General features: G+C 70.6%; 12 protein-coding genes. 9 read left to right on the top strand and 3 right to left on the bottom strand.

Features of this window, described 5'->3' with window-relative positions; genetic code table 11:
- The first annotated feature begins 183 nt into the window (after positions 1–183).
- Complete coding sequence (locus tag ACZ4TG_RS12475) at positions 184–1,617, top strand: amino acid permease (protein WP_468161919.1); 1,434 nt, start codon at positions 184–186, stop codon at positions 1,615–1,617.
- A gap of 83 nt (positions 1,618–1,700) precedes the next feature.
- Here ACZ4TG_RS12475 and ACZ4TG_RS12470 read toward each other — a convergent pair whose 3' ends face one another.
- Positions 1,701–2,285 (bottom strand): biotin transporter BioY, encoded by a 585-nt coding sequence (locus ACZ4TG_RS12470; RefSeq protein ID WP_468161918.1) that lies wholly within the window; start codon positions 2,283–2,285, stop codon positions 1,701–1,703.
- Between the two features lie 286 nt (positions 2,286–2,571).
- Here ACZ4TG_RS12470 and ACZ4TG_RS12465 point away from each other — a divergent pair, with 286 nt between their 5' ends.
- The 3 genes from ACZ4TG_RS12465 (at position 2,572) to ACZ4TG_RS12455 (ending at position 6,423) form a co-directional block, all read left to right on the top strand.
- The gene (locus ACZ4TG_RS12465) at positions 2,572–3,969 is read left to right on the top strand and encodes an amino acid permease (RefSeq protein ID WP_468161917.1); all 1,398 of its coding nucleotides are present in this window, start codon (positions 2,572–2,574) and stop codon (positions 3,967–3,969) included.
- 206 nt (positions 3,970–4,175) lie between these two features.
- Positions 4,176–5,606, top strand: coding sequence for an amino acid permease (locus ACZ4TG_RS12460; RefSeq protein WP_468161916.1), 1,431 nt, complete (start codon positions 4,176–4,178; stop codon positions 5,604–5,606).
- Positions 5,607–5,766: 160 nt separating this feature from the next.
- Positions 5,767–6,423 (top strand): superoxide dismutase, encoded by a 657-nt coding sequence (locus tag ACZ4TG_RS12455; RefSeq protein ID WP_468161915.1) that lies wholly within the window; start codon positions 5,767–5,769, stop codon positions 6,421–6,423.
- A 144-nt stretch (positions 6,424–6,567) separates the two neighbouring features.
- On the opposite strand, the gene ACZ4TG_RS12450 is transcribed toward ACZ4TG_RS12455, so the two are convergent.
- The gene (locus tag ACZ4TG_RS12450) at positions 6,568–7,215 is read right to left on the bottom strand and encodes a mycothiol-dependent nitroreductase Rv2466c family protein (protein WP_468161914.1); all 648 of its coding nucleotides are present in this window, start codon (positions 7,213–7,215) and stop codon (positions 6,568–6,570) included.
- A 126-nt stretch (positions 7,216–7,341) separates the two neighbouring features.
- Between ACZ4TG_RS12450 and pepN the strand changes: the two genes are divergently transcribed.
- From pepN to ACZ4TG_RS12430, 4 genes are all read left to right on the top strand, one after another.
- Positions 7,342–9,897 carry an aminopeptidase N gene (gene pepN, locus ACZ4TG_RS12445; RefSeq protein ID WP_468161913.1) on the top strand — a complete coding sequence of 852 codons (2,556 nt, stop codon included), beginning with the start codon at positions 7,342–7,344 and terminating at the stop codon, positions 9,895–9,897.
- 162 nt (positions 9,898–10,059) lie between these two features.
- The gene (locus ACZ4TG_RS12440; protein ID WP_468161912.1) at positions 10,060–11,022 is read left to right on the top strand and encodes a hypothetical protein; all 963 of its coding nucleotides are present in this window, start codon (positions 10,060–10,062) and stop codon (positions 11,020–11,022) included.
- Between the two features lie 85 nt (positions 11,023–11,107).
- Positions 11,108–11,677, top strand: a complete 570-nt coding sequence (locus ACZ4TG_RS12435) for a CGNR zinc finger domain-containing protein (protein WP_468161911.1) — start codon at positions 11,108–11,110, stop codon at positions 11,675–11,677.
- Positions 11,678–11,951: 274 nt separating this feature from the next.
- A complete protein-coding gene (locus ACZ4TG_RS12430; RefSeq protein WP_468161910.1) occupies positions 11,952–15,281 on the top strand; it encodes a S8 family serine peptidase in 3,330 nt (1,109 codons plus the stop codon).
- A 92-nt stretch (positions 15,282–15,373) separates the two neighbouring features.
- Here the strand turns inward: ACZ4TG_RS12430 and ACZ4TG_RS12425 are convergent, their stop codons facing one another.
- Entirely contained in the window at positions 15,374–16,861 is a 1,488-nt protein-coding gene (locus tag ACZ4TG_RS12425; RefSeq protein ID WP_468161909.1) for a M28 family metallopeptidase, read from the bottom strand.
- 261 nt (positions 16,862–17,122) lie between these two features.
- Between ACZ4TG_RS12425 and ACZ4TG_RS12420 the strand changes: the two genes are divergently transcribed.
- Positions 17,123–18,151 (top strand): aspartate-semialdehyde dehydrogenase, encoded by a 1,029-nt coding sequence (locus ACZ4TG_RS12420; RefSeq protein WP_468161908.1) that lies wholly within the window; start codon positions 17,123–17,125, stop codon positions 18,149–18,151.
- Positions 18,152–18,181: the final 30 nt, after the last annotated feature.

The raw sequence follows: 18,181 nt of genomic DNA, 5'->3' as shown, positions 1-18,181 counted from the left end.
AGCAGGTGTCGCGTAAGTCACTTCTAAAGCTCAAGTAAACCCAAAGAACGCAGATGGGACACGGCAGGACCGAGGTCCTGGACGTTCGTCCCAACGCAACGATCCGGATTGAGGTCTTCCGCCCTGCGTTCATCTCAGGTTTGAATGCCGGGGCTCGCAACCCGAGAACCTAAGGATCCGTCCATGAGCTCCACGACGACCCTGCAGAAGACAGGCGACTCTTCCGGTGAACCCGGGTCTGCCCAGTCCTCAGAAGGTCTGAAGGCCGGTCTCAAGAACCGCCACCTGTCCATGATCGCCATCGGCGGCGTCATCGGCGCCGGCCTCTTCGTCGGCTCCGGCGGTGGCATCGCCAAGGCCGGCCCCGCCATCCTCGTCTCGTACGCACTCGTCGGCGCCATGGTCGTCTTCGTGATGCGGATGCTCGGCGAGATGGCCGCCGCGAGCCCCAACTCGGGCTCCTTCTCCGCTTACGCCGACCGTGCGCTCGGCCGCTGGGCCGGCTTCTCCATCGGCTGGCTGTACTGGTTCTTCTGGGTGGTCGTCCTGGCCGTGGAGGCCACCGCGGGCGCGTCGATCCTGGAGGGCTGGATCCCGGCCGTCCCGCAGTGGGCCTGGGCGCTCATCGTGATGGCGGTCCTCACGGTCACCAACCTCGGCTCGGTCGCCTCGTACGGCGAGTTCGAGTTCTGGTTCGCGGGCATCAAGGTCGTCGCCATCGGCGCCTTCGTGGTCGTCGGCATGCTCGCCGTCTTCGGCGTGCTGCCGGGCTCGGACAACCCGGGCGCGGGCTTCGCCCACCTCACCGACGCCGGCGGGTTCATGCCCAACGGCTGGGGCTCCATCCTCACCGGTGTGCTGATGGTCGTCTTCTCCTTCATGGGCAGCGAGATCGTCACCCTGGCCGCCGGCGAGTCCGAGGACCCGCGGCGCGCGGTCACCAAGGCCACCAACTCGGTGATCTGGCGCATCGGCGTCTTCTACCTGGGCTCAATCTTCATCGTGCTCACCCTGCTGCCGTGGAACGACGCGTCGATCGTCAAGAAGGGCTCGTACGTCGCCGCCCTGGACTCCATCGGCATCGCGCACGCCGGCCAGATCATGAACGTGATCGTCCTGACGGCCGTGCTGTCCTGCCTGAACTCGGGCCTGTACACCGCCTCCCGCATGGCGTTCTCGCTGGGTGAGCGCGGCGACGCGCCCAAGGCCTTCGCGAAGGTCAGCAAGCGGGGCGTCCCGACGGCCGCCATCCTGGGCTCCGTGGTCTTCGGCTTCGTCGCCGTCTACTTCAACTACGCCTACAAGGACACCGTCTTCGACTTCCTGCTGAACTCCTCGGGTGCCATCGCGCTCTTCGTGTGGCTGGTCATCTGCCTGACCCAGCTGCGGATGCGCAAGATCCTGGTGCGCGAGGCCCCGGAGAAGCTCACGGTCAAGATGTGGCTCTTCCCGTACCTGACCTGGGCCACCGCCGCGATGATCACCTTCGTCCTGGCCTACATGGTCTACGACGAGGGCAACCGCAAGACCGTGATGCTGTCGCTGCTGGTGGCGGCCGTGGTCCTGATCATCGGCGTGGTGCGCGACATCCGCCGCAAGGCCGCCGCACGCGTCTGAGTACGTACCCGCCCGTGAACGGCAGCAGCCCCCGGACCACCGCTCGCGGTCCGGGGGCTGCTGTACAGGAGGGGCGTACGGGCTCAGCCGCGGCGGCCGGCCAGCTTCCAGGCGGCCGGCAGGGCGCCCACGGCCAGCGCGGCCTTGAGCGCGTCGCCGAGCAGGAACGGGGTCAGGCCCGCCGCCACGGCCGCGCCGAAGGACATCCCGGTCGACAGCGCGAGGTACGGGACGCCGACGGCGTAGACGAGCGCCGAGCCGAGCACCATCGTGCCCGCCGTACGCGGCGCCGAGCGGTCGGCGCCGCGCCGCGCGAGGGCGCCGACGACGGTGGCGGCCAGCAGCATCCCGAGCACGTAGCCGAACGAGGCGCCGCCCGCGCCGGAGGTGCCGTCCGCGAACCACGGCACGCCGGCCATGCCGACGAGCGCGTACAGGGCGAGCGAGAGGAACCCGCGGCGGGCCCCGAAGGCGGTGCCGACGAGCAGGGCGGCGAAGGTCTGGCCGGTGACCGGGACCGGGGAGCCGGGGACGGGGACGGCCACCTGCGCGGCGATGCCCGTCAGCGCGGCGCCGCCGACGACGAGCGCGATGTCGCGGACCCGGCCGACGGGCAGCAGGTCGGCGAGGACGGCGCCGGGCCGGAAGGATACGGAAGCAGTGCTCATCGGGGGCTCCGGAAAGGGGGGTGGTCGACAGGACGATCACCGACGTTAGCCCGGGGCGCGGCGCCGACCCACCGCCGCCCGGGACAAAGCCGTACTGCGCGGTTTGGTGGGGAGTTCACAAAGGACCCCTACGCCATCCGAGTTGCAGTGATCCGCATCACGAGCCAGATCCAACAGCACGCCCTTTTTGCACTGATGGGCACCCTCCAGGGAGACTGTAGGGTCCCTCCAATCCTCTGCGGAGCCCCCACCGCCGCATGGCCGAACGAGAGTACGAGCACCCCTCATGCGCGACCTCCAGCCCGAACCGCTCTCCCGCACGGGCGAGCTGCCCCCCGAACCCCTGAGCCACAGCCTCAAACAGCGCCACCTGACGATGCTGGGCCTCGGCGGCGTGATCGGTGCCGGGCTCTTCGTGGGCTCCGGCGCCGGCATCGGCATCGCCGGCCCCGCGATCATCTGCTCGTACCTGCTCGCGGGTGTGCTCGCGATGCTGGTGATGCGGATGCTCGGCGAGATGTCCGCCGCGATGCCCGCGTCCGGCTCGTTCTCCGTGTACGCGGAGAAGGCGCTGGGCCGCTGGGCCGGCTTCTCGGCGGGCTGGCTCTACTGGTTCCTGCTGGTCGTGGTGCTCGCCGTGGAGGCGACCGGCGCCGCGAAGATCGCGAACGGCTGGGTGCCCTCGGTCGACCAGTGGGTCTGGGTGCTGATCTTCATGGTGGTCTTCACCGTCACCAACCTGGCCGCCGTGAAGAACTTCGGCGAGTTCGAGTTCTGGTTCGCCGCCCTCAAGGTCGGCGCGATCGTCCTCTTCCTGATCCTGGGCACCCTGGCGATCTTCGGCTGGCTGCCGGACACGGACCCCGTCGGCGCGGCCAACCTGAGCGGCCACGGAGGCTTCTTCCCCGAGGGCATGGGCGGGGTGGTCGCCGGCATGCTGGCCGTGGTGTTCGCCTTCGGCGGCCTGGAGGTCGTCACCATCGCGGCCGCCGAGTCCGACGACCCGGCCCGCTCGGTGGCCCGCGCGGTGCGCAGCGCGGTGTGGCGCATCCTCTTCTTCTACGTCGGCTCGATGGTGGTCATCGTGACCCTGCTGCCGTGGGACTCGCTGGAGCCCGGCCAGAGCCCGTACGTGGCCGTCCTGGACTCCATCGGCATCCCGGCGGCGGGCCAGATCATGAACATCGTGGTGTTCGTGGCGCTGCTCTCCGCGCTCAACGCCAACCTGTACGGGTCCTCGCGCATGGTGTTCTCGCTGGCCGAGCGGGGCGAGGCGCCCCAGGCGCTGCTGAAGGTCTCCCCGGGCGGGGTGCCGCGCCGGGCGGTGTTCGCGTCGGTGGCCTTCGGGTTCGTCTCGGTGGTGCTGAACCTGCTGTGGCCGGACACGGTCTTCCTCTACATGCTCAACGCGGTCGGCGCGGTCCTGCTGTTCGTATGGGCGCTGATCGCGGTCTCGCAGCTGAAGCTGCGGCGCGTCCTGGAGCGGGAGATGCCGGAGCGGCTGACGCTGCGGATGTGGTGCTTCCCGTACCTGACGTGGGCGGCGCTGATCGGGATGGCCGTGGTGCTGGTCCTGATGCTGTTCGACGACTCGGCCCGGCCGCAGCTGCTGTGGTCCTCGGGCGCGGCCGCCGCGGTGCTGGTCGTGGCGGGGGTCCGGGAGGTCAGGGCCCGCCGGTCCTGAGCCCCCGCAGGCGGGGACGCGGACGGATGGTGTGCGGCACGGGCCCGGGACTTCGGTCCCGGGCCCGTGCCGCTTGTGCGCGGGAGTGATCACGCCCGGTGAGGCGGGCGTCCGGATGCTGGACGACCGACGTCCGATTACCGGACGCTGGGCAGACTGGAGCACCTCGTTCCGTCCCACCGCACACCGGACAAGGCATCACCCCCATGAGCCAGAGCACCCAGACCCAGCCCGGCCGGCAGTCGCCGCCGGCGACGCCGAGCGACCCGGGGTCCTCGCCCCTCGGCAACGGCCTCAAGCAGCGCCACCTCTCGATGATCGCCCTCGGCGGGGTCATCGGCGCCGGCCTCTTCGTGGGCTCCGGGGCCGGCATCGCCGCCGCGGGCCCCTCCATCGTGGTCGCGTACGCCGCGTCCGGGCTGCTCGTGATGTTCGTGATGCGGATGCTCGGCGAGATGTCCGCCGCCAATCCCGCCTCCGGCTCCTTCTCCGTGCACGCCGACCGGGCCATCGGCCCGTGGGCCGGCTTCACGGCGGGGTGGATGTTCTGGACCCTGCTGTGCGTGGGCGTGGCCATCGAGGCGATCGGCGCGGCGCACATCATGACGGGATGGTTCCCGGGCACGCCCTCGTGGATGTGGGTGCTGGCCTTCATGGCGCTGTTCTGCGGGACCAACCTGGCGGCCGTCTCGAACTTCGGCGAGTTCGAGTTCTGGTTCGCCGCCCTCAAGATCGGCGCGATCGCGCTGTTCCTGGGCCTGGGCGTGCTGGCCGTCATGGGCCTGCTGCCCGGCACCTCCTCCCCCGGCGCCGGGAACCTGGTCCACGACGGCGGCTTCCTGCCCAACGGGGTGGACGGGCTGCTGGTCGGCCTGCTCGCGTCCGTGGTCGCGTACGGCGGGCTGGAGACGGTGACCATCGCCGCCGCCGAGTCGCAGGACCCGGTCAAGGGCGTGGCGAAGGCCGTGAAGACCACCATGTGGCGGATCGCGGTCGTCTACGTCGGCTCGATGCTGGTCATCGTGACCCTGCTGCCGTGGAACGACCCGGCGGTGGCCGAGGACGGCCCGTACGCCGCGACGCTGGACCACCTGGGCATCCCCGCCGCCGGCGAGATCATGAACGTGGTCATCCTGATCGCCCTGCTGTCCGCGATGAACGCCAACATCTACGGCTCCTCGCGCATGGCCTACTCGCTGGTCTCCCGCGGCCAGGGCCCCCGGGCGCTCGGCAAGGCATCCGGCGGCGTCCCGCGCCGCGCGGTGCTCGCCTCCTGCGGCTTCGGCTTCGTCACCGTGCTGCTGTCGTACTGGTACCCGGACACCCTGTTCGCCTGGCTGCTGAACATGGTCGGCGGGGTCATCCTCGTCGTCTGGGGCTTCATCGCCGTCTCGCAGTTCGTGCTGCGCCGCCGGCTGGAGCGGGAGGCGCCCGAGAAGCTGGTCGTGCGGATGTGGGGCTTCCCGTACCTGACGTGGGTGGCGCTGGCCGGGGTCGCCGGGGTGCTGGTGCTCATGGTCATGGGCGAGGACACCCGGGTCCAGGTGATCTTCACGGGCGGGCTGACCGCGGCCCTCGCGGCGGCCGGGTACGTACGCCAGCGCCGCGCCGGGCGCGGGGACGGATCCGGCGCCTGACCGGTCCGCGACGCAGGGCGCGCCTCATGCGATGGCATGGGGCGCGCCTTCGTTTTGCGTAGGTGACCCTTACGTGTGAGCCGGAATAGATACTGCTAGCGTGCAGTTGCGCATTGATTGCAATAAGCAGTTGGCACGCCGAGGGGACCGGATAACACGCATGGCCATCTACACGCTTCCTGAGCTTCCTTACGACTACGCGGCGCTTGAGCCGGTGATCAACCCGCAGATCATCGAGCTGCACCACGACAAGCACCACGCGGCCTACGTCGCGGGGGCCAACAACACGCTGGAGCAGCTGGAGGAGGCGCGCGAGAAGGAGAACTGGGGCGCCCTCAACGGCCTGGAGAAGAACCTCGCGTTCCACCTCTCCGGCCACATCCTGCACAGCATCTACTGGCACAACATGGCCAGCCCCAAGACCGGCGAGGGCGGCGGCGAGCCCACCGCGGCCGACGGCCTGGGCGACCTGGCCGACGCGATCACCGAGTCCTTCGGCTCCTTCGCCAAGTTCAAGAAGCAGCTGACCTTCGCGTCCTCCGCCACGCAGGGCTCCGGCTGGGGCGTGCTCGCGTACGAGCCCATCAGCGGCCGTCTGATCGTCGAGCAGGTCTACGACCACCAGGGCAACGTCGGCCAGGCCTCCGTGCCGGTCCTCGTGTTCGACGCCTGGGAGCACGCCTTCTACCTTCAGTACAAGAACCAGAAGGTGGACTTCATCGAGGCGATGTGGAACGTCGTCAACTGGCAGGACGTGGCCAAGCGCTACGCCGACGCCAAGGCGAACACCCCGCTGCTGATCCCGGCCAAGGGCTGATCGCCGCCACCAGCCCGTCCGCCTCGTGATCGTCTTCTCAACCTTCACCGGCGGGCGTGTCCACAGGAAGGCCCCCGCGAGGACGTGACTCGCGGGGGCCTTCCCGTGCTGCCGTTCGCCGCGGGCTGCTCGAAGGGCTGCGGGCTACTCGAAGGACGGGCCCTTGTCGCGGGTCCGCTTGATCTCGAAGAAGCCGGGGGTGGAGGCGACGAGGAGGGTGCCGTCCCACAGCCGGGCGGCGTCCTCGCCGCGCGGGGCCGGGGTGACGACGGGTCCGAAGAAGGCGACGTCCTTGCCGTTGTCACCGGGGACGGAGATCACCGGGGTGCCGACCTCCTGGCCGACCCGGTCGATGCCGTCGTTGTGCGAGGCGCGCAGCACCTCGTCGTACTCGTCGGAGGTGCCGTACGCGGCCAGCTCCACGGGCAGGCCGACCTCGGCCAGCGCCTCGGCGATCACCTCGGGGGTGTTGCCGCGGCCCTCGTTGTGGATGCGGGTGCCGAGCGCGGTGTAGAGCTTGCCGGTGATCTCCGAGCCGTGCTTCTGCTGCGCCGCTATGACCACGCGGACCGGGATCCAGGCCTCGGGGCCGAGGAGCTTGCGGTAGGACTCGGGCAGCTCGTCCAGCTTGTTCTCGTTGAGCACGCCGAGGCTCATCACGTGCCAGCGGACCTCGACATCGCGGACCTTCTCGACCTCGAGCATCCAGCGGGACGTCATCCAGGCCCAGGGGCAGAGCGGGTCGAACCAGAAATCGACCGGGGTCTTCTCGCGCACCTGCGTGTCGGCCATGTCTCTCCTCAAGTCACATAAGGCGTCTCTGGTCATGTTCCCCCTCGCCAACCAGCCCGGGGCCGCCCGCATTCCCCTCATGCGAGGATTCGACGGAAGAACACGATCACGCACGAAGGAGTGCACGTGCCCGGAGAGAATCTGTCCCGTGACGAGGCCCGCGAGCGGGCCGAGCTGCTGTCCGTCGACGGGTACGAGGTGGTCCTGGACCTGAGGTCCGCGGTGGACGAGGCCGAACCGGCCGAGGGTCCCCGGACCTTCCGCTCGGTGACGACCATCCGCTTCCGGGCCGCCGCCCCCGGCACCGCCACGTTCGCCGACCTGATCGCCCCCTCGGTGAACAGCGTGACCCTGAACGGCGCGGAGCTGGACGCCGCCGCCGTCTTCGACGGTTCGCGGATCGCGCTGGACGGCCTGGCCGCCGAGAACGTCCTGGTCGTGGACGCGAACTGCGCGTACAGCCGGACCGGCGAGGGCATGCACCGCTTCGTCGACCCGGAGGACGGCGAGGTCTACCTCTACACCCAGTACGAGCCGGCGGACGCCCGGCGGGTGTACGCCAACTTCGAGCAGCCGGACCTCAAGGCCCCCTACCGCTTCGAGGTCACCGCGCCCGAAGGCTGGCAGGTGTGGAGCAACGGCGCCGAGGAGTCCCGCGAGGGGCAGACCCGCCGGTTCGCGCGGACCGCCCCGATCTCCACGTACATCACCTGTGTGGTGGCGGGCCCCTACCACTACGTGACGGACACCTACACCCGCGGGGACCTGACGATCCCGCTCGGTGCGATGTGCCGCAAGGGGCTGGCGAAGCACTTCGACGCGGACGACGTCTTCCTGGTCACGAAGCAGGGGTTCGACCTCTTCCACGAGCTGTTCGACTACCCGTACCCCTTCGGGAAGTACGACCAGGCCTTCGTGCCGGAGTACAACCTGGGCGCGATGGAGAACCCGGGGATGGTGACCTTCCGGGAGGAGTACATCTTCCGCGGCAAGGTCACGCAGGCCTCGTACGAGCGGCGCGCGAACGTCATCCTGCACGAGATGGCGCACATGTGGTTCGGCGACCTCGTCACCATGAAGTGGTGGGACGACCTGTGGCTCAAGGAGTCCTTCGCGGACTTCATGGGCTCCTTCGCGCTCGTCGAGGCCACCCGCTTCGACCAGGCCTGGGTCACCTTCGCCAACAACCGCAAGGCGTGGGCCTACCGGGCCGACCAGCTGCCGTCCACGCACCCGATCACGGCCGACATCCGTGACCTGGAGGACGCGAAGCTGAACTTCGACGGGATCACCTACGCCAAGGGCGCGGCGGTCCTCAAGCAGCTCGTCGCCTACGTGGGCCGGGAGGCGTTCCTGGAGGGCGCGCGGCGCTACTTCAAGGCGAACGCGTACGGGAACACCACCCTGGACGACCTGCTGTCGGTGCTCGCCGAGGTCTCCGGGCGGGACATGGCCGAGTGGTCGCGGGCCTGGCTGCAGACGGCCGGCGTGAACGCGCTGACCCCCGTGGCGACGTACGACGCGGGCGGCCGGATCACCGAGCTGGCCGTGGTCCAGGAGGGCGAGGAGCTCCGGCCCCACCGGGTCGCGGTGGGCCTGTACCGGGTCGAGGACGGCGCGCTGGTGCGCTACGCGCGGGCCGAGGCCGACGTGGCGGGCGCGCGCACCACGGTCGCCGAACTGGCCGGGCGGGAACGGCCCGACCTGGTCCTGGTCAACGACGAGGACCTCACGTACTGCAAGATCCGCTTCGACGAGGGCTCGCTGGCCACCCTGCGGGCCCACCTGGGCGACCTGACGGACCCGCTCGCGCGGGCCCTGTGCTGGTCGGCGCTGTGGAACCTGACCCGCGACGGGCTGATGCCGGCCCGGGACTTCGTCTCGCTGGTGATGGCCCACGCGGGCCGGGAGACCGACGTCGGCGTGCTCCAGATGCTGCACGCGCAGGCACTGTCCGCGGTCACCCACTACGCGGCGCCCGAGTGGCGCGAGCAGGGCGACCGGGCCCTGTCGGCGGTCGCGCTGCACGAGCTGCGCCTCGCGGACCCGGGTTCGGAGTCCCAGCTGACGTGGGCCCGGTTCTTCGCGGCGAGCGCGGCGAGCGAGGGCGACTTCCAGCTGCTGCTGGGGCTGCTGGAGGGTTCGGCCCGGATCGACGGGCTGGAGATCGACCAGGAGCTGCGCTGGGACTTCCTGCTGCCGCTGGCGGCGCACGGCGCCGTGGACGAGGGCGCCCTGACCGCGGAACTCGCGCGCGACGACACGGCGTCGGGCAAGCGGCACCAGGTGCGGTGCCTGGCGGCGCGGCCGTCGGCGGCCGTCAAGGACCAGGCGTGGGCGGCCGTGGTGGAATCGGACGCGCTGTCGAACGCGCTGGCCGAGGCGACGATCGCGGGCATGCAGCAGTCCTCGCAGCGGGAGCTGCTGGCCCCCTACGCGGGACGCTACTTCGAGGTCATCGAGCGGGTGTGGGCGGACCGGTCGATCCAGATCGGCATGGACGTGGTGAAGGGGCTGTACCCGTCGCTGCAGGACTCGCAGGCCACGGTGGACGCCACCGACGCCTGGCTGGCGGCCCACGAGAGTGCTCCGCCGGCGCTGCGCCGCCTGGTGCTGGAGTCGCGTGACGACCTGGCCCGCGCCCTGCGCGCCCAGGCCTGCGACGCGGCCGCCGCCGAGTGAGTCCGCGGGGTCCGGTTCCCGCGGAACCGGACCCCGCGCCTTCGAAGGCGAACGGCGCTATCGGCAGTCGAACGCCCGTACTTTAGTGCGGGCTTGTCCCGATTTGTCGACGGGAACGTAACAGGGGTTAGCGGGCCCCCGTCCCGCGGGAATCTCCGCCACATGAACCACAACGCGCCCCTCCCCCTCGCCCACCTCACCGGCAGCCGCCCCCGCGTGCTCACCCTCGCGCAGCTCCGCGAGCACGGCATCACCGCCTCCGACGCCGCCGAGCGGCCCTGGCAGCAGCTCCTGCCCGGGGTGTTCCTGCTCCACTCCGGCCCCGCGACCAGCGAGGAGCGGCTGCACGCGGCGCTGCTGTACGCCGGCCGGCGCGGCACGGGCGAGGTCATGATCACCGGGCTGGCGGCCCTCGCGCTGTACCGGTTCCACTCGGCCCCCGCGCTGCTCGGGCTCCCGCAGATCGACGTGCTCGTGCCCGGCACCCGCCGGCTGCGGTCCACCGGCGGCGTCCGGATCGTCCGCACGCACACCCCGCCCCGGTCCCAGGAGGTGACCGGCCTCCCGGTCGCCCCCGTCGCGCGGGCGGTCGCCGACGCCGTCGCCCAGCTCTCCGACGCCGGAGTGGTGCGCCGCCTGCTGAGCGAGGCCGTGCGCGGCGGGCACTGCGAACCGGCGGCCGTCGTACGGGAGCTGACGGTGGCCCGGCTGCTGAACCGGCCCCACGTCGTCGACGCCGTCGAGTCCCTCCTCGCCGAGGGCCGGGCCATCGCCGAGGAGCGGCTGTACCAGCTCGTACGCGGCTACGACCTCCCCGAGCCCGTCTGGAACGTGGACCTCCGGCTGCCCGGCGGCCCCCACCTCGGCGGAGTCGACGCCTACTGGCCCGAGCACGCGGTCGCCGTGGAGATCGACACGCGCGCACCGCGCCAGGGCGAGGACGAGGAGTGGTCGGAGTGCGTCCGCAAGCGCGAGACCCTGGAGCGGCTCGGGGTGACCGTGCTGCACCTGACCCCGCGCAAGCTCCGCGACTGGCCCGAGCAGCAGGCCTCGGTCGTCCGGACCGCACTGACGGCCTCCGGCGACCGGGAGCCCGCCGCCTACCTGGTCGTACTCCCCCGGTGAGGCGGCGTGGAACCCGGGCGCGGCGCCGCCCGCCAACCGGTCACGTACCCTTGAGCGGTTAGCGAGCGGCGGCAGAGGCGGGAACATGGCGGACCGGACGACGGCGGACCCGCGCCCACTGACCGGCGAGCCGGTCTCCCTCGATCTGCTGAACACGCGCTGGACGCAGGACGGCGAACCCTTGGACCTCTTCGCGGGAGCCGGCGGGCTGACCCGGGTGGAGGGGCTCGCCGTGTGGCTGCAGAGCACCGGCCTGGCCACCCGCTTCCGCGCCGACGCGTCGACCCTCGTCCATCTGCTGACCGCCCGCGAGGCCCTGGCCCGGGCCGTCGCGGACCCGGCCGACGAGAGCGCGCGCGCCCTGATCGACGCCGTCCTGGAGCACGGCCGGATCCGGGCCACGCTCACCGCCGAAGGCCCCGGCGAGCGGACCGAGTTCGCCGATCCCGCCTGGGGTCCGGCCTGGACCGCGGCCCGCGACTACCTGGAACTGCTGGGCTCCGCGCCCGGCCGGATCCGCACGTGCGCCTCCGAGACCTGCGCGCTGCACTTCCACGACACCTCGCGCAACGGCACGCGGCGCTGGTGCTCCATGGCCGCCTGCGGAAACCGCGCCAAGGCCTCGCGCCACTACGCGCGCACGCGCGAGCGCTGAACGCGCAAAAGTTGTCACACCCGCCACACGGCGAAAGCCCGCCCCGGCACTCACTTGTCGTCGCAAAGTCGATAAATCCACTGAATGACCGCTGCGGTTCGCCCCGGTATACCCAGGTCCGGTCCCACTGGCATGTTCCCCGCGCTGGCGAGAGTCCGCCATGTCAGGTCTCGGTCAATGACAACACTCCCCAAACAGCTGTCACTTGCGCAAGGCTGACCGGTCATCCGGCACCGAAATCCGGACCGTATCTTTCACTTAGCCAGGGATGCTGATGACCCTCGAATCCCCCAGCTCCATATCTGGGGCCGCACCGGCCACCAGACGCGTGGCCCGTGTCGCGGCAGCGGCCGGCCTCGTGGCCGCGCTCTGCGCGGCCGGAGCGATGCCCGCCTTCGCCGCAGGCAGCACCGACGACCCGTGGGTCTCCCCGCCGGTCAAGTCGGCCGACCAGAAGCTCGGTTCGGCCGACGCCGAGCTGCTGCAGGAGGCCAGGACCAAGGGTGACAAGAACGTCACCGTCATGGTCGCCACCGCCCCCGGGGAGACCAAGCAGGTCGCCCAGCAGCTCACCGCCGTCCAGGGCGCGTCGGTGGGCCAGACGTACGACAAGCTCGGTTACGTACGCGCCACCCTGCCGACCGACAAGGCCGAGGCCGCGCTGAAGGCGGCCGCCAAGCTGACCTCGGTCCACGGCATCGACCTGCGGCACGAGATCCAGCTGCCGGACCCGCGCCCCTCCTCGGGCCGCGAGACCGGCACGGTCAAGAAGACGGCGGCGGAGACCTACCCCGCGCCGGACAAGAACACCCCCGCGAAGAACCCGTACAACCCGTCCTTCGAGACCGGCGCGGTGGACTTCGTCAAGAACAACCCGCAGGCCGACGGCCGCGGCGTGACCATCGGCATCCTGGACTCGGGCGTCGACGTCAGCCACCCGGCGCTCCAGAAGACCACCACCGGCGAGCGCAAGATCGTCGACTGGGTCACCGCGACCGACCCGATCGCGGACGCCGACGCCACCTGGCGCGCGCAGGTCACCCCGGTCGCCGGCGGCACCTTCGCCGCGGGCGGGCAGAACTGGAAGGCCCCGGAGGGCTCGTTCCAGTGGAGCCGCTTCACCGAGTCGATCACCGCCACCGGTGACATGAAGGGCGACGTCAACCGGGACGGCGACACCACCGACCGGTTCGGCCTGCTCTACGACCCGGTGGCCGGGACCGTCCGCGTCGACACCGACCAGGACGGCGACTTCACCAACAACGAGCCGATGAAGCCCTACAAGGACGGCTTCCAGATCGGCTACTTCGGTACGGACAACCCCGCGACCGACGTGGCCGAGCGGATCCCGTTCACCATCGAGATCCGCAAGGACGTCCCGATGGACCCGCTGGGCGGTGACTGGGTCGGCAAGAAGGTCGACTTCGTCAACGTCGGCATCATCGAGTCCGAGCACGGCACGCACGTCGCCGGCATCACCTCCGCCAACAGCCTCTTCGGCGGCAAGATGAACGGCGAGGCGCCCGGCGCCAAGATCGTCTCCTCGCGCGCCTGCTCCTGGTCCGGCGGCTGCACCAACATCGCGCTGACCGAGGGCATGATCGACCTCGTCGTGAACCGCGGCGTGGACATCGTGAACATGTCGATCGGCGGCCTGCCGGCGCTGAACGACGGCAACAACGCGCGTTCCGAGCTCTACAAGAACCTCATCGACACCTACGGTGTCCAGCTCGTCATCTCGGCGGGCAACGAGGGCCCCGGTGTCAACACCATCGGTGACCCCGGTCTCGCGGACAAGGTCATCTCCGTGGGTGCCGCGGTCTCCAAGGAGACCTGGGCCGCCAACTACGGCTCCGGCGTGAGCAAGAAGTACGACATGTTCCCGTTCTCCTCGCGCGGTCCGCGTGAGGACGGCGGCTTCACGCCCACCATCACCGCCCCCGGCGCGGCCATCAACACCATCCAGACCTGGCTGCCCGGCGCCCCGGTGAAGGAGGCCGGCTACACCCTGCCGGCCGGTTACGGCATGCTCCAGGGCACTTCGATGTCCTCGCCGCAGGCGGCGGGCGCCAGCGCCCTGCTGATCTCGGCCGCCAAGCAGCAGCACCTCGCGCTGACCCCGGCGAGCCTGCGCGTGGCGCTCACCAGCACCGCGAAGAAGATCGACGGCGTCCCGGCGCACGCCCAGGGCTCCGGTCTGATCGACGTCGTCGGCGCGTGGGAGTCCGTCCAGCGCGACGCCAAGGCGAACGAGTTCACCGTCAAGGCGCCGGTGGACACCGCGATCGACCAGTTCCTGAAGACCCCGGGCTTCGGCACCGGCGTCTACGACCGCGAGGGCGGCCTGAAGGTCGGCCAGAAGAAGGTCTACGACGTCGTCGTCACCCGCACCACGGGCGTCAAGTACGGCACCCGGCACAACCTGAGCTGGCGCAACAACGACGGGACCTTCAAGGTCATCGGCGGCTACGACTACGTCACGCTGCCGCTGAACAAGCCCGTCACCATCAAGGTCGAGGCCAACGCCAAGTCGGCCGGCGTCCACAGCGGCATCCTCCAGCTGGACGACGAGACCACCGAGGGGATCGACAAGCAGATCCTGACCACGGTCGTCGCCGCCACCCCGCTGACGAAGCCGTCGTTCACGCTGTCGGACACCTCCTCGGTGCAGCGCAACAGCCACAAGTCGTACTTCGTGACGGTCCCGCAGGGCGCCAAGACCCTTGAGGTCGCCCTGGGCGGTCTGAAGCCGGGCAGCCAGACGCGCTTCATCTCGATCCACCCGTACGGTGTGGGCGTCGAGGACAGCGCCACCACCATGTGCTACCCGAACTACGACAACCCGGCGAACACCTGCCGCCCGGACCTGCGCTCGTACGCCGAGCCGACCCCGGGCGTCTGGGAGATCGAGGTCGAGTCGCGCCGTACGTCGCCGCTGCTCGACAACCCGTTCAAGCTGGACGTCTCCGTCCTCGGCGCGGGCTTCGACCCGGCGGTCAAGGTGCTGCCCGAGGTCAAGCAGGGCACCCCGGCTCCGGTCCAGTGGACCATCAAGAACGAGGCCGCGGCCATCTCCGGCGGCAAGCTCAAGGGCGGCCCGCTCGGCTCCGCGAAGGTCGCCAAGCCGACCATCGCCGCCGGTGAGACCCAGACCACCGAGGTCACGGTCGGCGAGGGCGTCTCGCGCCTCGACGTCGCGATCGGCAAGGTCTCCGACACCGGTGCGGACCTCGACCTGGAGGTCTACAAGGACGGCGTCAAGGTCGGCTCCTCCGCCGACGGCGACTCCGAGGAGGCCGTGAGCCTGGTCAACCCGGCCGCGGGCACCTACAGCATCAAGGTCATCGGCTACGCGATCCCGGCCGGTACCACCACGTACGACTACCGCGACGTGTACTTCTCGGCCGCCCTGGGCTCCGTCCAGGTCGACGAGGCCGCCGCGGTGAACCTCGCCACCGGCGCCTCGGCGTCCGTCTCGGCGAACGTCCTGGTCGCCAGCGCGGCCCCGGAGGGCCGTCAGTTCTTCGGCCAGGTCCAGCTGCTCAACGCCCGCGGCACCGCCGCCGGCACCGGCAGCGTGCAGATCGAGAAGGTCCTGCCGTAGTACGAAGCCGAAGGGGCGGTGCTCTGCCGAGCACCGCCCCTTCGGGCTTTCCCCCTCCGCCCCCGCCCCTCGGGCCGGGGCGGGCTACGGGCCTACTTGCCCAGCGACCGCAGGTCCTCGGCGTAGGTGCCCACCGCGTACGCGATCACGTCGAGGTTCGTGTCGAAGGCCTTGAGGTCCAGGTTCTTCAGGGTGTCCCCCGCCCCGTGGTAGTTCGGGTCGTACGGGGCGCCGGCCGTGCCGCCGTACCGCTTGGCCTGCTCGGCGGTCTTGACGCCCTCGGCGCCCGTGAAGGTACCGCCGGCCGGGATGCCGTTCGCGATGAACGGGCCGTAGTCGGAGCGGCCGTCGAAGTCACTGCCCTCGTGCGGCTTGTGCTTCCTGTCGAGGAAGCCGTTGATCAGGGACTCGATCTGCGCCGAGCCGGCCGGGCCCGCGCCCTCGCCGGTCTTGTCCGAGTCGTCGCCGTCGTAGACGAACTGCACCGGGTTCGGCGAGGCGATCATGTCGAAGTTCAGGTACAGCGCGATGTCCTTCTTCTGCTTCTCGGACAGCTGCGCCACGTAGTGCTCGGAGCCCAGCAGGCCCAGCTCCTCCGCCGACCACCAGGCGAAGCGCACCTTGTTGGCGGGTCCCTTGCCCTTCTTGTTGGCGCCCTCGTCGGCGAGCTTGAGGGCCACCTCCAGCAGGCCCGCCGAGCCGGAGCCGTTGTCGTTGATGCCCGGGCCCTCGGGGACCGAGTCCAGGTGGGCGCCGACCGTCACGACGCGGTCGGACCGGCCGCCCTTCGTCTCCGCGATCACGTTGCGGGTGGTCTTCTTGACGTGCTCCTGGTCCAGGTCCAGGCGTACCTTCACCTCGCCCTTGGCGGCGGCCGCGGTCAGCGCCTCGCCGTCGGCCAGGGTGATGCCCGCACTCGGGATGAGGCCCTCGGCGGGCGAGCCGAACGTGCCGCGCACCGGGGTGGTGCCGCTGTGGTTGTAGACGATGACCCCGACCGCGCCGGCCGCGGCAGCCGCCTTCTCCTTCTCGAAGAAGGTGCAGGCGCCCCGCTTGACCAGGGCGATCTTGCCGGTGAAGGCGCCGGCCGGGTAGTCCTCGGCCTCGCAGCCGGGGGTCTCGTCGACCCGCGCGAGGGCGAGCGGGGCGGCCAGGCCCCCGGCCGGGGTGGACTTGGTGAAGGTGAAGGCGGCGGTGGCCAGCTCGCGGGTGTCGGCGCCGCCGAGGACCGTCGCCTTCTCCGTCTTCGTGTGTGCCTGGTAGATGTCGAAGTCCTGGTACGAGACCTGGTACCCGGCCTTCTTGAGGGTGTCGTGGACGTACGCGGCGGAGGCCGCGTGGCCCGGTGTGCCGGCGGCCCGGTTGCCGCCGTTGGCGTCCGCGATCTGCTGGAACTTCGCCAGGTGGCGGTAGGCACCGCGCGCGGTGACCTCCTCGACCAGCTCCTTGGCGAGCCTGCCCTCGCGCGGGCCGTGGGCGGCCGCCGGAGTGGCGGTCAGCAGGACGGGTGCGGCGACGGCGGCGGCCGCGAGGGCGGCGAGCGCCGGTATGGACCGGCGGCGGTGGCGGATGGCGCGCACGGTGGTTCTCCCCGAGTCAGTCGTTTCGATTCCTGGTACGCCGCGTCCGGAAAACGGACACGGCAGATCGGACGTTAACCGGCTCTGACCAGGCAAAACGGACCTTTGAGAGGGCCGCAACACCCCCGTCACGGACTCGTCACGGGGGTTCACATCCACGACACCGTCCGTACCTCGGACAATGGATTGGACAAGGCTCGTGGGGTCGAACGCATGATGGCTTCACGCGCGCCCGCGTCGTACGTACCAAGAGGAGTCACCGTGAGGGTCGGAATCGTCGGAGCCACCGGACAGGTCGGCGGAGTCATGCGCGGCATCCTGGCCGAGCGCAAGTTCCCGGTGGACGAGCTGCGGCTGTTCGCCTCGGCCCGTTCGGCGGGTACGACCGTGGAGTGGCAGGGCCGGGACATCACCATCGAGGACGCCTCCACGGCCGACTACTCCGGCCTGGACATCGTGCTCTTCTCCGCGGGCGGGGCCACCTCCAGGGCCCTCGCGGAGAAGGTGGCCTCCCAGGGCGCCGTCGTGATCGACAACTCCTCGGCCTGGCGCGGCGACCCCGAGGTGCCGCTGGTCGTCTCCGAGGTCAACCCGCACGCGATCAAGAACCGCCCCAAGGGCATCATCGCGAACCCGAACTGCACCACCATGGCCGCGATGCCGGTGCTGCGCCCGCTGCACGACGAGGCCGGTCTGACCGCGCTGGTCGCCACCACCTACCAGGCCGTGTCCGGCTCGGGCCTGGCCGGTGTCGCCGAGCTCAAGAGCCAGGCCTGTGCCGTCTCCGAGGCCGCCGACCAGCTGACCTTCGACGGCGGCGCCGTGGACTTCCCGGAGCCGGCCGTCTACAAGCGCCCGATCGCCTACAACGTGGTCCCGCTCGCGGGCAACCTGGTCGACGACGGCTCCTTCGAGACCGACGAGGAGCAGAAGCTCCGCAACGAGTCCCGCAAGATCCTGGAGATCCCGGAGCTCAAGGTGTCCGGCACCTGCGTGCGCGTGCCGGTCTTCTCGGGCCACTCGCTCCAGGTCAACGCCCGCTTCGCGAGCCCGATCAGCGTCGAGCGCGCCTACGAGCTGCTGAAGGACGCCCCGGGCGTCGAGCTCTCCGAGATCCCGACCCCCCTCCAGGCGGCCGGCAAGGACGCCTCGTACGTGGGCCGCATCCGCGCCGACGAGACCGCCGAGAACGGCCTGGCGCTGTTCCTGTCGAACGACAACCTCCGCAAGGGCGCGGCCCTGAACGCCGTCCAGATCGCGGAGCTGGTGGCCGAGGAGCTGCGCGGCTGATCCGGCCGACGAGAGGGGAGGGCGGTGCCG

The organism is Streptomyces sp. NPDC028314, assembly GCF_055565795.1.
Note: the sequence above shows the minus strand (reverse complement) of the source record. Positions and strands in the feature narration are given on the sequence as shown.

Coding starts and splice junctions, on each gene's coding strand:
- ACZ4TG_RS12475 (WP_468161919.1), top strand. CDS start 184: ATGAGCTCCACGACGACCCTGCAGAAGACAGGCGACTCTTCCGGTGAA.
- ACZ4TG_RS12470 (WP_468161918.1), bottom strand. CDS start 2,285: ATGAGCACTGCTTCCGTATCCTTCCGGCCCGGCGCCGTCCTCGCCGAC.
- ACZ4TG_RS12465 (WP_468161917.1), top strand. CDS start 2,572: ATGCGCGACCTCCAGCCCGAACCGCTCTCCCGCACGGGCGAGCTGCCC.
- ACZ4TG_RS12460 (WP_468161916.1), top strand. CDS start 4,176: ATGAGCCAGAGCACCCAGACCCAGCCCGGCCGGCAGTCGCCGCCGGCG.
- ACZ4TG_RS12455 (WP_468161915.1), top strand. CDS start 5,767: ATGGCCATCTACACGCTTCCTGAGCTTCCTTACGACTACGCGGCGCTT.
- ACZ4TG_RS12450 (WP_468161914.1), bottom strand. CDS start 7,215: ATGGCCGACACGCAGGTGCGCGAGAAGACCCCGGTCGATTTCTGGTTC.
- ACZ4TG_RS12440 (WP_468161912.1), top strand. CDS start 10,060: ATGAACCACAACGCGCCCCTCCCCCTCGCCCACCTCACCGGCAGCCGC.
- ACZ4TG_RS12435 (WP_468161911.1), top strand. CDS start 11,108: ATGGCGGACCGGACGACGGCGGACCCGCGCCCACTGACCGGCGAGCCG.
- ACZ4TG_RS12430 (WP_468161910.1), top strand. CDS start 11,952: ATGACCCTCGAATCCCCCAGCTCCATATCTGGGGCCGCACCGGCCACC.